The organism is Variovorax sp. RKNM96 (genome assembly GCF_017161115.1).
Taxonomy (GTDB): Bacteria; Pseudomonadota; Gammaproteobacteria; order Burkholderiales; family Burkholderiaceae_C; genus Variovorax.
In genome coordinates this window covers 6,148,435-6,162,580 of record NZ_CP046508.1, presented here as the reverse complement: position 1 = coordinate 6,162,580, position 14,146 = coordinate 6,148,435, and the positions used below count along the sequence as shown (strand labels likewise).

10 protein-coding genes and 1 pseudogene are annotated in these 14,146 nt (G+C 59.6%); 4 read left to right on the top strand and 7 right to left on the bottom strand.

The genetic code is table 11. The annotated features are described in order from the left end of the window. Positions 1–112: 112 nt before the first annotated feature. The 3 genes from GNX71_RS28635 to GNX71_RS28625 form a co-directional block, all read right to left on the bottom strand. A complete protein-coding gene (locus GNX71_RS28635) occupies positions 113–736 on the bottom strand; it encodes a hypothetical protein (RefSeq protein WP_206175550.1) in 624 nt (207 codons plus the stop codon). Positions 737–1,138: 402 nt separating this feature from the next. Beyond that, on the bottom strand, positions 1,139–1,828 hold the full coding sequence (locus GNX71_RS28630) for a hypothetical protein (protein WP_206175549.1): 690 nt from the start codon (positions 1,826–1,828) through the stop codon (positions 1,139–1,141). A gap of 221 nt (positions 1,829–2,049) precedes the next feature. Then, positions 2,050–2,712, bottom strand: coding sequence for a hypothetical protein (locus GNX71_RS28625; protein WP_206175548.1), 663 nt, complete (start codon positions 2,710–2,712; stop codon positions 2,050–2,052). 110 nt (positions 2,713–2,822) lie between these two features. On the opposite strand from GNX71_RS28625, the pseudogene GNX71_RS28620 reads away from it, so the two are divergent. Beyond that, positions 2,823–3,250 (top strand): annotated as a pseudogene (locus GNX71_RS28620) (transposase); the annotation flags it as partial. 25 nt (positions 3,251–3,275) lie between these two features. Continuing rightward, positions 3,276–3,623: an ankyrin repeat domain-containing protein gene (locus GNX71_RS28615; protein ID WP_206175547.1), complete on the top strand. Its 348-nt coding sequence runs from the start codon at positions 3,276–3,278 to the stop codon at positions 3,621–3,623. Positions 3,624–3,964: 341 nt separating this feature from the next. On the opposite strand, the gene GNX71_RS28610 is transcribed toward GNX71_RS28615, so the two are convergent. The 4 genes from GNX71_RS28610 to argH all read right to left on the bottom strand — a co-directional run bounded on the left by GNX71_RS28610 (position 3,965) and on the right by argH (position 12,167). Continuing rightward, a complete protein-coding gene (locus GNX71_RS28610; RefSeq protein WP_206175546.1) occupies positions 3,965–4,360 on the bottom strand; it encodes a DUF6258 family protein in 396 nt (131 codons plus the stop codon). Positions 4,361–4,371: 11 nt separating this feature from the next. Then, entirely contained in the window at positions 4,372–8,895 is a 4,524-nt protein-coding gene (locus tag GNX71_RS28605) for an RHS repeat-associated core domain-containing protein (protein WP_206175545.1), read from the bottom strand. Positions 8,896–9,692: 797 nt separating this feature from the next. Next, positions 9,693–10,652, bottom strand: coding sequence for a tripartite tricarboxylate transporter substrate binding protein (locus GNX71_RS28600; RefSeq protein WP_206175544.1), 960 nt, complete (start codon positions 10,650–10,652; stop codon positions 9,693–9,695). An 18-nt stretch (positions 10,653–10,670) separates the two neighbouring features. Next, positions 10,671–12,167, bottom strand: coding sequence for an argininosuccinate lyase (argH, locus tag GNX71_RS28595; RefSeq protein WP_206175543.1), 1,497 nt, complete (start codon positions 12,165–12,167; stop codon positions 10,671–10,673). 152 nt (positions 12,168–12,319) lie between these two features. Between argH and GNX71_RS28590 the strand changes: the two genes are divergently transcribed. Together GNX71_RS28590 and GNX71_RS28585 are read left to right on the top strand one after the other, a co-directional pair. Beyond that, positions 12,320–13,219 (top strand): LysR substrate-binding domain-containing protein, encoded by a 900-nt coding sequence (locus tag GNX71_RS28590; protein WP_206175542.1) that lies wholly within the window; start codon positions 12,320–12,322, stop codon positions 13,217–13,219. Between the two features lie 306 nt (positions 13,220–13,525). Further along, the gene (locus GNX71_RS28585; protein WP_206175541.1) at positions 13,526–14,083 is read left to right on the top strand and encodes a fasciclin domain-containing protein; all 558 of its coding nucleotides are present in this window, start codon (positions 13,526–13,528) and stop codon (positions 14,081–14,083) included. Positions 14,084–14,146 lie beyond the last annotated feature (63 nt).

The following is a 14,146-nucleotide window of genomic DNA, read 5'->3' as shown; positions in this document are numbered from 1 at the left end:
CCACAAATGGGAGGTATCCGAAGTATGCTGCTGCTCCGACAACTGCAACCCCGAGCCCGCCGCGGCACAGCGAAGAAGGCGCGCCAGCCAAAATCAGTCTTCAGTCGGGAGGTCAGTCGGAAAATTGCATCTGTGATCGAGTCACCGCGGTCACCCAATCGGGGTAGAGTTTTGCGTACAAATCCCCGATGGCTTGGTTCGCAATTTGCACATACTTAGAGGCGTCCTCGGCTGACATTTCATCACCATCGTGGCGATGAATCAGTGAGTTTCGGGCCTCGGCGACTGACCGAATCATCGAACGCGAGAGAGATGATTTGCAACCCATGTATTGCTCCATCATGTCACCATAGAGCTTATCGAGTGGAGGCGACGGCATGGCCTGCAGGAGTGGTCCGATCAGAGGACACTTCACAATCAAGGCCTCTTTGATGCACAGCTCCATGGCCAGAGCTGCATCGATGACTCGGTACCTCGGAATTTGGTTCTGCATAGCTCGCGCGAGGTGCCGCATGCCCATTAGAGGTCGGTAACCCTTGCGAAGGCCCTCTTGGATATCGGCCGCGGTGATGTGATCTAGCGGGCTTGACGTTACATGGATGCTGGACAGCGCTGCCGGCATCGGGAAGTAGCCCGTCTTTTCACCATGCTGCCACCCAAAGCTGCGGAGCATTCCGAGCGTCGAGTCGGATACTGAAGGCCGCAGAAGTAGGAATTTTATGGTGTCAACGACCATTTTGCAGCTGCCCTGCAACGACGTTCGAAGGCCTTCAATCTCGTTGTATGCAGGGACTTCGAATGGTGGAGGTACCCCAGTGTCCCGCGTTAGCACCCACTCGTGCAGCTCGTCGCTGATCGGGCATCCGGTGACTTCTCCTCTCACGAGGGATTCGGATTGAAGGACTGTGACATGTGTATTGCCGTGAGCAGAGGCTACCTCGATGTTTACGTCTGCAATGCCACGTGGGACCATGTATGACAGTGAGGCCTGATGGTCAATGTCGAAGATGCAATAGACAGAAAGAGTTGGCATAGCGGTATAGGCGCGTTTACACGCGCAGAAGAACAAGAATCCGCGATAGCACAGACGCGGCCGGCTCCTCGGGAGAAGCGCATGCGGCAGAGCGGCAGCCGACGCCTATTTTTCAACCTCGTCTTGAGCTGCACGCTGCGCGCGATACAGGTCATTGATCGTCTCGGAAAGTGGTGGGGCGACTGGGAATCGTGGGTCTGACGACTCGACGATGCGAATTTTCGCGTAGATGCCTTCGAGTTCACGTTGGAGTTCATCGCGGCGCTCAACGAGTGCCGCCCATTCTTCTCCAACGACGTTCTCGTACTTCATCTTTGCCACCATTGCTGGCGACGGCAGTTGGGCATCGATTGTTGAAATCATCGTGCCAATCGCGGCCAACTTAGTCGTCAAGAAGTTCATGAGCGCTTGGTCCGCTGCCGATCTCGCGGCCTGTGCCGCTTCAAGTCGTGTCGCGTGAAGAGTTCGTAGCTGAATATGAATCGTCACTAGAAGCCCAGCGATCGTAAGAAAGCCGATGGCTGGGTTCATCAGGCCACCGATGAAGTCGCCAAACTGACCCCATATCGACATGTCAACATTGCCGGCCGCCACTGCATTGCGAAACTTCAACGCCAGGTGATACGCGACTATCAACAGGGACCCGAGAACCAAACCAATGAGCCATATGGGCTCGTGGCCAGTGGCCTCGCTTATCGTCACCCGATAGATGATCTGGGGTCGCTCCTTCTTCGCCATCTTCATTCTCCTCGCCGCATTTCCGGCGATGCGACTATAGGCGGAGGCAATGGTCACCGCTCGCGAAAATGTGCGCCCCAAGCGAACTGGGGATCACCGAGGGGCCTCGCGCGTCGCTGAACGTAATCGGATTGGCCGATGCTTCCGATGTCGAACCGGCCCCATCCTTAGTACCCTGCGCAGAGCGTTTCATGATTGGGAAGAGCGAATGCCCGAACGTTTGCCCCGGGCAAGTCAGTCATGAACAAATGACCCTGCAAAAACAAGAAAGCGGTGCTCTAGATTCGAGTCGGTCGCTTGATCGTATAGCCTAGCTTGCCAAGGCTTGTGTCGAAGCGCTCGCTCTCCGCCTGCAACGTCAGCAGATTGTGAGAAAGGTATTCCTGCCGAAGCTTCACTTGGTCCATCCGAAGCATGGTTTTAGTCTCGATAGCCAGCTTGTCCAAGTTGAACTGGGCCGCAGCAATCAAGTCCCTGACTACGATAAGTGTTGTGACAGCTTCATAGTTCGGCATTGCAAGCAGCGGGCACTCCCTTACCTGAGCAGCCAAGACACCATAGAACGAGTCATAGCCTGTGAAGTTGGTCTTGGGCCATTCCTGGGCATCAGGACCGCTGAGGGCTTGAAGCGCAGAGGAGAACTCACAGATGGCCGTGTCGATGATCGCGCTGATTCCAGCGAGCGCCTTGGCCTCGTCGTGCACCTTGAGTTCCATCTGCAATCGGCGGTTCTGCCGCGCCTGATCCTGGCTGACCCAGATGACGGCGCCAACCGCAAGCAAACCACCTACCACTTGCGCCCACGCCGACGCCTTGCCGTCGAGGAAGGTGTAGATGCCGGGCCAGCCATCGCAAACATGCACTGTAACGACGGCCACCATCAGCAATGCGCCGGTCATCGCAGTGATCTCAGCCCAATGCATTTTCTTTGTATTCGCCATGGTCTCGCCCCTCCTTGCGCGGAGCATAGCAGTGCCCACCACATTACGCGCAACGCGTTGCCCAGGTGCTATCACCAGATGATCCTCAACATCCGCGACCCTAAGTCGTTCAGATGGCTGATGCCCTGCAGCAATGGCTCCCCGGGCAACGGCAGAGGGTGCCGGATGGTTCGGCCACGGCCAGGGCAATCGACTACAGCCTCAAGCGCTGGCAGGCGCTCACACGCTACATCGACGACGGCGATCTGCCGGCGGACAACAACTGGGTGGAGAACCAGATCCGCCCGATCGCTATCGGACGGTCGAATTGGCTGTTCGCGGGATCGCTACGGGCAGGCCAGCGTGCCGCAGCTGTCATGAGCTTGATCCAGTCAGCGAAGCTCAACGGACAGGATCCCTATACCTACCCTGCGACGTGCTCGGGCGGCTGCCCACTCAGCCTGCCAGCCGGATCAAGGAGTTGTTGCCGCACCGCTGGCAGCCTGCGCGCACTGAGGCGTGCGACCCGACTACTTGCATCCCCTACGCCTTACTATGAACGCCTCACTGCACATGGCGGCCTCATGGGACAACTCTTAAGCGAATTGGAACCCGAAGAACTGCGCCGTGAGTTCAAGGACGTCTTGAACTACGACGCCGACGACGTATGCGACCCGATCGACCCGCTGACTTACATCGCACCTGACGGTGACACTTGGCTCCACATTGCTGCCCACCGTGGAAACCTTCGCGCCGTACAAATGCTTGTGAAGGCAGGGCTGGTTCCAGATCGGCAGGGCGACATGGGGTACGCAGCGCTGCACTACGCTTCAACGCCCGAAGTGGTTGAGTTCCTACTCGGATGCGGCGCCTTGAGGACGATCAAGAACGAGTTCGGCAACTCGCCAGTTGGATGGAAGGACGCTGAGTAAGCTCATCAAGCATGCCGTCAAGGTGGGTTCGCCAGTCGCTTACCCCGTAGGGCGCGTGCGGCAGGCGACGGCAGCCGGACACAAAGATAGCATGGGTGCCACCATCTGAAAAGCTCGTTGGCTTGCGTTCCGGCCTTTGGCCCTGAGGAGGGTTCTCGCGCCCCACATCGATTGACACGAGGTCTTCACGGTCCTGCAGCTTCAGGTTCCGAAGAAGTCCCGGGTCCTTCTCTAGCGCCTCATCCAAGAAGTGCAGGAAGATCTTGATAGCCTTTTTCGGTCTGGTTGCCTTTGGCGTAGACCTCGCATTCCATCTCTATCAAATTGATAGAAGAATCGAATCACTCCCGTATTCGAACCCCGTCATGATCGTCCAATGCAACGGCGCTCGCAATGATGGTGATTGCAACTTCCACAGTGTTGCCGAGTTTGTCAGCAGCGCCTGCGCTAAAGACGAACCGATGAAGCCCTGATTGATTTATAGATGCGACGGAGGCAAGCTCGATCCAATCATTCGGCATGTGTCCTGCGGGCTCGAAAACTACGCTCTCGACTCCTTCAAAAACCACGTACCCATCTGGTAAGTCTTCGGCTGTGTAGTAGTCCCAATGTGTCGAGCGTGCGCGCGAGATGCAGTCGATCTGAATCTTCAGTTCGCTTTTCCAACCGTCCAAGACGATCGACTTGCACGCGCGGTCGCCTAGATAGACAGTGCGTAAAAATTCTTCCGGGGTCATTGATAGCCCTTTTAGTTGATCGGCCAATGTGCGTCCGAACTGTTCCACGGCACCACATTTCCACTCGTGTCCAGAGAAGAGCCTTGCCCACGCATATTCGGCCCCGTCCCCATTGCATGCCCATGGCCATGTGGAGTTCCGTTGGGCCCATGACCATTAGGATTCAATCGCATATAGTTTGACCCGTTTGGATAAAGCGTGTGGGTATCGGCCCCGCCAGGTCCCGCTGGCACAGTTCGGCCACCGACGGGCTCAATCATCACATTTCCGCGCTGATCACCAATGAGACGCCCTGGTTGCACACCATCTCTCGCGCAGGTTTGATTGCGTTGATACCCTCGCAACAGAGAGCCGAGGATATTGACATCTGCTTGTGTGTATCCGCTGCCGGGTCCCCTTGTGGGTCTGATCGTCTGATACGTGAATGACGGGTCGAAACGGCGAATCTGCCCCAGTAGGCCGTTGACTTGCGCGGCCGCCACTCCGCCTGAATAGGACAGGCTTGGTGGCGCCGTCGCCCGCGGAGCCTGTGCCTGCAGTGCATCAGGGTCAAAGTAATTTAGTGCGCTTGCGTCCACGTACCCAAAGCGATTCCACCCACCCTCAAGTCCAATGGGATCACCCTGCGTGTAGCGTCCAATGGTCGGGACGTAGGTCCTGAAACCGTTGTAGAACAACCCCGATTCCTCATCCGCATACTGCCCCGGATACCTCAAGTTGAACTTCACCTCGGCGATGTTGGTCGTGCCCGGATTCGGCGTCACCTCCAGATTCGCAAACCGGTTCTTCGCAACCGTCGGCTTGTCTTCCCCGAACGCGCTGTAGCTCCACTGCCAGACCGCTTGCCCGCTTGCGTTCGTGAGCTTGCGCGGCGTGTTCAGGTGATCGCTGTGCACCGCATACGTGGCGCCGTCGATCACTGCCGCAATCGGCATCGGCCCATTGGCCGTGGGCAGGTAGATGTACTGCGCCTGGCCCGCGCTCTGCGTGCCGCCACTCCCCACCTCCGCGATAAGCGTGCCCTGCTCGTCGTAGACATACGCATAGCCCAACTGCTCGGCCTGCGTGGTCGAGGGGGTCCACAGCTTGGTGAAGAACGCGATCAGGCTCTGCATGAAGCCCGGGTCGTTCTCGTCGCCCTGGCTGGGCGGGTACAGCGGCTCGGTCTTGAAGACGCGCTGGCCCAGTGCGTTGTGCGCGTAGCGCGTGGTCGGGCTGGTGTCGGTGGCGCCGGTGGTGGAGGCCGCGAGACGCCCTTCGGCGTCGTAGGTGTAACTGCGCAGGCCATCGCCGAGCAGGTCGCCGTTGGCGTTGTAGCCATAGGTGACGCTGGTGTTGCTCGCGCCGTTGATGCTCTGCGTGAAGCCTGAGAGGCGATTGCTGGTGGCGCCCACCGTGTAGGTGCGGCTGGTGCTCAGGCCGCCGAGCACGCGCGTGCTGCTCAAGCGGTTGCCGTTGGCGTCGTAGCCGAATCCCGCGGTGTTGCCGGTGGCGTTGAAGCCGGTGATGCGGCCCACGCTGTTGTACCCGACGGTCCAGGTGACGTTGGCGCTGCCGATGGTGCTGTGCGTGGGGTCGGCGTCGGCGGGCCGGTAGAGATTCTGCGTCAGGCTCGTGATGCGGCTTGCGGCATCGTAGACATAGCTGCTGAACTCGGTGGTGGTCAGGCGGCCGGCGGTGTCGTAGACGCGGCTGGCGGCCACAGCAGGAGAAGCAAAGGCCCAGGTCCAGGCAATAGGCTGGCCCAGCGGGTTCCAGGCGATGCCTGTGACAAGCGGCGTGCCGTTCCGGCTCAGGCCTGTGAGCCGACCGGTGGTGTCGTAGGTGTGGGTGAGCAGGCCGCCGCCGTTGGGGTAGGCGATGCTCGCGAGCGTGCCGTTGGGGTTGTACGCGTAGCTGACCTGCTGGACGCTGCCATTGGCCAGTGTCTGCTTCTTCAGCGTCACGCGGCCGAAGGCATCGCGCGTGTACTCGGTGGTGCCACTGCGGTCGATGACCTCGGATAGATACCCCTTGCTGTTGAACGTAAGGTCGTAGCGCAGGGTTGTGGTCTTGCCGTCGGCGAAGACGAGGCTGGTGGGGCGGCCTAAGGCATCGCGCGTGATCTTGGTGGCTTGGCCGAGGGCGTCGGTGATCTGGCTGGGGAGGCCGAGGTTGTCGTACTGGGTGCCGGCGATTCCGACGTCGGTGCTGGCTTCGGTTGTGGCATTGCCTTGGGCGTCGCGGGTGTAGGTTGTGGCGATGCCCTTGAAGTCCTTGGCTTCGGTGACGGCGTCGAGGGCGTTGTACTTCAGCGAGGCTGTGGCGTTGGCCGCATCGGTCACGGCCTTGACGCGGCGCAGGCCATCGAGCCCGTACTGAGTGGCCTGATTCAGTCCGTTCGTCTCGGTGACGAGTTCGCCGTTCGCGTCGTACCCGAACGCAGCACTCTGGTTCGGCCCTTCAGTCCTCGCGCTCAGTCGGTTGAGATTGTTGATGGTGCGTGCGACGCTCCATGCCACCGCCCCGGCGCCGTTCTTGATCTGCTCGGCCGTGCGATTGCCCATCGCATCCAGGGTGTAGGTCCCCGACTCGCCGCGGTTGTTGCTCCACCCGACCAGGCGATGCGCACCGTCGTAGGCGTAGCTGACCGCCAAACCATTCGGCAGCGTGACGGTATCCAAGGCGCCCATGGCCTTGTATGTCAGGGTGGTCGTCTGCTGCCCGCCGACTGTCTGCGTCAACAGGCGGTCACGGGCGTCATAGGTGTAGGTCGTGACAAGGCCGTTGGCGGCCGTCATGCTCGACACGCGATCCGCGTTGTCGTAGCCATAGGTCACTTCATGGCCGCGCGCGTTGGTGGCCTTCGTCAGATTCCCGCTCGGATCGTAGATGTAGCTGGTGACGCCACCATTGGGCTCGGTGTGCGTCTGAACCAGGCCTTGAGCGTTATAGGTCCATTGCCACGAATGGGCCTTGTTGCTCACGGTGTCCGTGATCGTCATGGTGAGCGGATTGCCGACCGCGTCGTAGCTGTACGCCGTGGTGCGACCCTGCTCCGTCACGAGTGCGGGCAATGTCAACGTGGGGTGCCACTGGATGCTGACGGTTTTCGCCTCCGGCGTGCCCGCCCCTCGCGTCACCGAAAGAGGCAGGCGCCTCGCGATGTCCCAGGTCTTCGTGTTGCTGAATCCACCGAAGTCCGTTTCCGACGTCACGAGACCGTTGGCGTCCTGAACGCGCGTCACTGCATCGGGCTGTCCGAGCTCCGAGGGCAGCGATCCGCCAACGACGGCGAGTTTTCCGCGGTTGCCGCTGTAGTTGTACGTTCGGCTGGTGCCAAGGGGGTCGGTGATCGCCGCCTGGTTCAGGAGCGGATAGCTCACTTGGTATCGGGCCACACCGCCGGAAAGCTCCGAGCTGGTCGCCCGGCCTTCAGCGTCATATGCAAACGTGCCCCACACCGCGCCGTTCTCGTCGAGGATGCCGGTCAGTGCGTAGTCGAGCGCTGGTTGGTCGTATCGGAATTGCCGCGTCCCACCGTTGGGATACGTGACTGACGTCAATCGACTCAAGCTGTCGTAGGTGTAGCCGACGGTTCGACCGCCGATCGCCGAGACGCTTGTCAGTTGCCCTTGCGGGTTGTAGCCCAGGATCAGCGCGCGGCCGAAGGCATTGGTGATCGTCGTGAGCTGATTCAGCCCGTTGTAAGCGTAGGTGGTCGTCCACCCGTTTCGCGCAATGACGCTTTGCAACCGGCCGCTCGGCGAAAAGCTGAAGGTGCTGTCGTCATCCGCGCGGCGATAGGTCCAGTTCCCGTTGCCGGCGCGCGCCAGGGTATCGGCGCTGTTGATTGGCCCCCAGAGGGTGGTACCGGAGGGCAGCGTGAAAGTCCGGAAGTAGCCTTCGGCACTGATGACCGTGGTAGTGGTCGGGTTGCCTTCGGGCGACGCCTTCAAGGTCGCGCTGTGGTTGTGCATCCACGAGTACCCCATGCCGACGGGGAAGCTGGAATACCCGGGCGTGCGGGAGCTGCGATAGGTACGCGTGAAGGTCAGTGCCCCGGGCCCGCTGTCGCGAATGTCGGTCTCGGCGCGAAACTTCTCGCCCGTCGATGGCACGATCGGATAGGGGGTCTGCCCGCCCGCGTCGTTCATGCACATCTCGTTCTCGAGCGGAAGCGGAATGCGAGAGACGACCAACGGTGGAGCGCCGGGCGGAACGCTTGGCACGCCATGCCACAAACAGAGCGCGGAAGTCTGACGGATGTCGGAGACCGCATCGAAGACGATGCGCTGCGGATCGCCTACATCCGCGTAGAGCGCGTTCACATAGGCGACGGTCGACTCGCACGCTTCTTGCGGCGTCGCCACGAAATAGGTCGACTGATCAGTGGTTATAGCCATCCACTGTTTCTCGACTGTTGGTACGTCAGCGCGAGCGGTTCCCGACAAGGCGCAGCAAGCGAGCAGCAGCACCGCCGGCAACGCCCGGGTTCGCCGCACAGTGCGACTTCTCATCGTCGCGGTGAGACGAAGAAATCCTTCTGCAGTCATTGCACTTCCCTCCTGCCCCGTGGGCGTATTCACTCGCACTGGTGACCCTCGCCTGTGCATCCACTTTTTGGTTATCGGTCGGTTGCCCAATGACGGACGCATTCAAACTCGTATGGTCCGCACTGAAACCGCATTTATGGGGTGCTTAGGTCGGCGGCAGTCTAGGTTCGATCAAAGGAAAACATTGATACATGCCCCGCTATTGCTGATACAAAAATGCGGATGGAATACATGAAGCTTCAAATGGGAAGATTTTTCCAATCAAAAGAACTACAAACCGAAGCCATGAATCCATAAGACTCAATACAGTGAATCGCGTCGATCTTCAGGCTACACCTGACGCAGGCTGGTTCTAAATGAGTTCGAAGAGAGCGCGATTTAACGCTTCCCGAGCTGCAGCGCTTTCCGATGAAATTGGCGGGGGCCCCATGGAACTCAAGCCGCTTTTTTCAAACACGGGGTGGTCGACGCCGGATGCTTCGAATCCACTTGCCTGAAATCAACTGCGAAAATCGGAGCGCCGTTAGTCAGCGTAAAGAAGCAGGAGGCGACGCAGCCCAACTTAGAGCGTCCGCGCACTCACAAAAGACCCCCGTGGACTGCTGATTCGAATGACGCATCATCCGCCCGGGCTGGCTTCGTCGAGACTGGCGGGCCGACTCCTACAGGGGTCCAGCCACCGCGAGCGCCATGCTTGTGATTGCGCCTGGCAATATTAGCCAGGAGGTCGCTGTACGCTTCCCGATCCCATCGTCGAGTGACGAAGCGCGTCGGACGACCCTATGAAACTACGATTCTTAGTCCATTTGAATGTTGGCGCTACGAATGACGTCCGTCCAGCGTTTGACTTCATTCTCCACGAGTTCGGTGGCCTCGGCGCTGGAGCCTGGAAACGGATACGCCCCTTGATCGGCTAGGTGAGCCGCAAAGCTCTTTTCCTTCGCAATGGCCACCACCGTGTCCTGCAACTTCTTTACAACGTCTTGGGGCGTTCCAGTTGGCACCATGACGCTGTACCAGGACCTCACCACGACATCGTTGACGCCAGTCTCTGCGAACGTGGGAACATTTGGGAGTACCGAACTTCGCTTGTCCGCCGCAATGCCCAGAATGCGCACCGATCCTGCCTTGGCATAGGGAAGAACGTTCGGGAGATTCGCAAACACCACTTGTATCTGGCCAGCTTGTAGATCGGTCGTTGCAGACGATGCCCCCTTGTACGGAATATGGGTGAAGGCCACATGGGCGCGATCCATGAAAATAGCGCCGAGCAGATGGTTGATCGAACCGATCCCGGCAGAACCCATGTTGAGCTTTCCCGGATTTGCCTTCGCATAGCTCACCAGTTCAGCAACGCTTTTGGCGGGCGCTTCCCTGGAAACCGCCAGAACGTTGGGCACGGCGGCGAATGTCGCAACATTGATGAACGCCTTGGTGCCATCGAACGGGAGCTTCTTGTAGAGCAGCGGTTGCACCGCCTGGCCCATGGAGCCGAGCAAGAGTGTGTAGCCGTCGGCAGGCGCTTTGGCCACGTAGCCGGCGCCAATCGTCCCGCCCGCACCCGCCCTGTTGTCAACGATGACTGGCTGTCCCAAGACTTCGCCCATGCGCTGCGCGATGAGACGACCCATCAGATTGACAGTACCCCCCGCGGCGAATGGGACAACAAGGGTGATCGGCTTGGTGGGATAGGTCTGCGCGGATGCACCAGTCGAGACGCAAAGCGCAGCAGAAAAAAAGGCAGCGAACTTGAACATGGAAGATTCTTTCGTCATCTAAACGATCCGATGGACCGCGCAATCGAGCGCCTTGTTCGCGTCGGTCAATCTGATGCGCGTTTCACTTGTCCAGCGAACATCGCAGGCACGTTCCTCCTGCGCATGCGCCAGCAGGCTTTGCACCTCCAGCGGGCCCACGCTTCCTGTCGTGACCCGCGTCTCCACGAACTCGCGAGGACTCAATGCCGCTTGGACGGAGCGGTCCGAGAGTCCGATGGCCCTGCCGACTGTCTCCATGGCAGCTCTGTCCACCATTGCGCCGGTGAGCTCATAGGGGGCGATCGATTCGGTCAGGCTGTTGCGTACGACGCGTGCAACGATGTGGTGGACCTGTCTGAACGACAAGCCTCGGTCCCGGACGATAACGTCGACCAGGTTGCTCGAGGTGCACCAGCTTTGCTTCAAGGCCGCCGTCATGCGGTCCTCATGCACGATGAGCGTTTCCATCACGCCCGTGAACAGGTCCAGCATCCCCTCGGTTGTCGCGAGTGCTTCATCCAGGATCGGCGCTTCTCGCATCGCCTGGTCGCCCGTTCCCTCGCCGCGGAAGGTGGCCAAAGCGGTTGAAACCCATGTGACGGAAGCGCCGGCCGCGCGTCGGACATATTCGAGCGCGGTGGGGTTTTTCTTCTGCGGAAAGATGCTGCTTGTGCCGCAGTAGCTGTCGTCGCATTCGACCAATCCGAATTCGCTGGTCGACCAGACATGCAGGTCTGTCGCCAAGTCGTTCAGGTCGGCCATGACGAAAGACAACGCGCTGAGCGCGTCGACCGCATAGAAGGCCTCACGACCCAGCTTCGAGTTCTCCACAAGTCCGTCGAATCCCAGAAGACGCGTGGTCAGTTCGCGATCCAACGGCCAGGAGGTGCCTGCAAGACCCACGGTGCCCAGGGGATTGCGATTGAGCCTGGCATAGGCTTGGGTCAGACGTTCGAAGCTGTCGTGGAACCGGGAACTGAAGCTGAGCAGGTAGTGGCCGAAAACCCAAGGCTGTGCCTGCTGCATGTGGGTATACCCCGGCATGATGGTGCGCGAGTATTTCTGCGCCTGTTCGACAATGACCGCCTGCAGCGTGTTCAGTTGGTTCATCACGTCCAGCATTCGATTGCGCTGGTAGAGCCGGCGAACGGTTGCTCCCTGGTCGATGCGGCTGCGGCCCGTGTGCATCTGGCCACCGATCTCCTCTCCGATTGCCGCGAAGAGGTACGACTCCATCTGAAGAAGAAAACTTCCCTTGCGCACATCGACAGGGAAGTCGTCGCCGCCGATTTCCCGAATCGCCAGCAGCTGCTGAAGAATGGCACGGCCCGCATCACGTGTGATGATTTCTTGCGCTACGAGCATCACGGTGTGGGCGAGATCCACGGCCAGAAATTCATTGAATTTCTTTCTCTCCGCCTGGAGCTTGGGCAGCTCGTTGTACTTCAGCTGACGTGCCGCAGCGGGGGATTTCAACCGGGCGTCGCTGAGCAGAATTTCTTGATGGAGGGTCATACGGGAAAGGGCTGGGGCTGGTTTTCATTTGCGTGAGAAATGATGCAATGCCCCCTGTCCCCGCACAACTGCACAAACGGCTGGACGCGTATAAAGGAATGTTATGCGCTCGGGGCTACCGAACCCTCGCGTCAAGCGCTTACATTGAAAGCATGGAACTCAATCCTCGACAGCTCGATGCGTTCAGGAAGGTCATGCTGACTGGCAGCATGACCATTGCGGCCGAGCGGCTGCGAGTGAGCCAGCCGGCGGTCAGCCGGTTGATCAAGGATCTGGAAGCGTCCCTTGGCCTTCGGCTGTTCAGGCGGGAAGGCAACAGGCTGATTCCTGGCGCCGAGGCCCAGCGGCTTTTTCGTGAGGTGGATCTGTTCTACCGGGGCATCGAACAGGTCGAAAAGGTCGCGCAGGATCTGAAGTCGGTCCGGATCGGAAATCTCCGCATCGCGTCCTTGAGCGCGTTGGCGCTCCATGTGCTTTGCGAGTGCGTCAACACGTTTTCAGCGACCCATCCGGAGGTGGTGATCTCACTGGACGTCCGCAATTCCCTGAGCGTGCTCGAGCTGGCGGGCGCGAATCAGATCGACATCGGCTTCGTGCACCAGAAGAATATCGAGTACCCGGGCGTGGATGTCTACCCACTTCAAAGCTTGCCAGCGGTGTGTGTGCTTCGCCGCGATCATCGACTTGCTGGCAAGGAAACTATTGCCATCGAGGACTTCGAAGGCGAGTCGATCATTTCGCTGAGCCAGAACAACCCGCTGCGTGTGCGCCTGGAGATGGAGTTGGACGCCGCTGGTATCCGGTATCGCCGCCCGATCGAGACAACACTGGCGTACTCGGCGTGCAACTTCGTCCGCGGCAATCTGGGGATTGCTGTCATCGATCCCTTCACTGCGAGGCACTTCAGCGATCCTGACGTCGTGTTCCGTCCCATTGCGCCATCGATCCCCTTCGAATGCTCATTTGTTTTGCCCGCTCACCAACCAAGGTCGAAGGTCGTCGAGGACTTCATCGAATCAACGAAAGAAGTGTTCTCTTCCGCGGGGCGGTGAACATCTATTGCTGCAGATACTGTCCAAAGGCGACGCCCCGAATCGACGCTTCGATCTGCGTGGCCAGGACCTCTAGCGCGACCAGATCAGCACAGCCCCTTACGACTGAAACCTCCTATGGTTGACCAGCCGCGAGCCGATGTTTCCCGGCGAATTGACGGTGACCATGATCGCCGAGCGTCAAAGCTGCCTTTTTGGCCCGAGACGATCAACGCGCTGCATTTCGAATCCGATCCGTCGAAGTACTCGTACATCTTTCAGTCGGTACGCATCCTGTGCTGACATCAACGCTCGGAGTCTTCGCACATGAAAAGCAAACTCAACCGTTTCGCAATTGCCGCAGTGGTGCTCTCAGTGACCGCGGCTTCCTTCACCGCCATGGCGCAAGTCACCGTCGGTGGCGCACCTATGTACCCCACCAAGGACATCATTGACAACGCAGTGAACTCCAAAGACCACACAACGCTCGTCGCGGCAGTGAAGGCAGCCGGGCTCGTCGAAACGCTGAAGGGCCCAGGTCCGTTCACGGTTTTCGCGCCCACCAATGCCGCGTTCGCTGCGCTGCCGGCAGGCACGGTCGATACGCTCCTCAAACCCGAGAACAAGGCCAAGCTCACCACGATCCTCACCTATCACGTCGTCCCCGGCAAGCTGGACGCTGCAGCGCTGACGAAGCAGATCATGGACGGCAAGGGCACGGCCTCGCTCAAGACTGCATCCGGCGGGACGCTCACGGCCAAGGCCAGCGGCGGCAAGGTCATGATCACCGACGAGAACGGCGGCACCGCAACGGTGACCATCGCAGATGTCATCCAGTCCAACGGCGTGATCCACGTGGTCGACAAGGTCCTGCTACCCAAGTAAGGCTGCTCAGAGAAACAGTGCTCCCGCGGCGGCATCGAATGCCGCCGTGGCGAGCCGCGACCT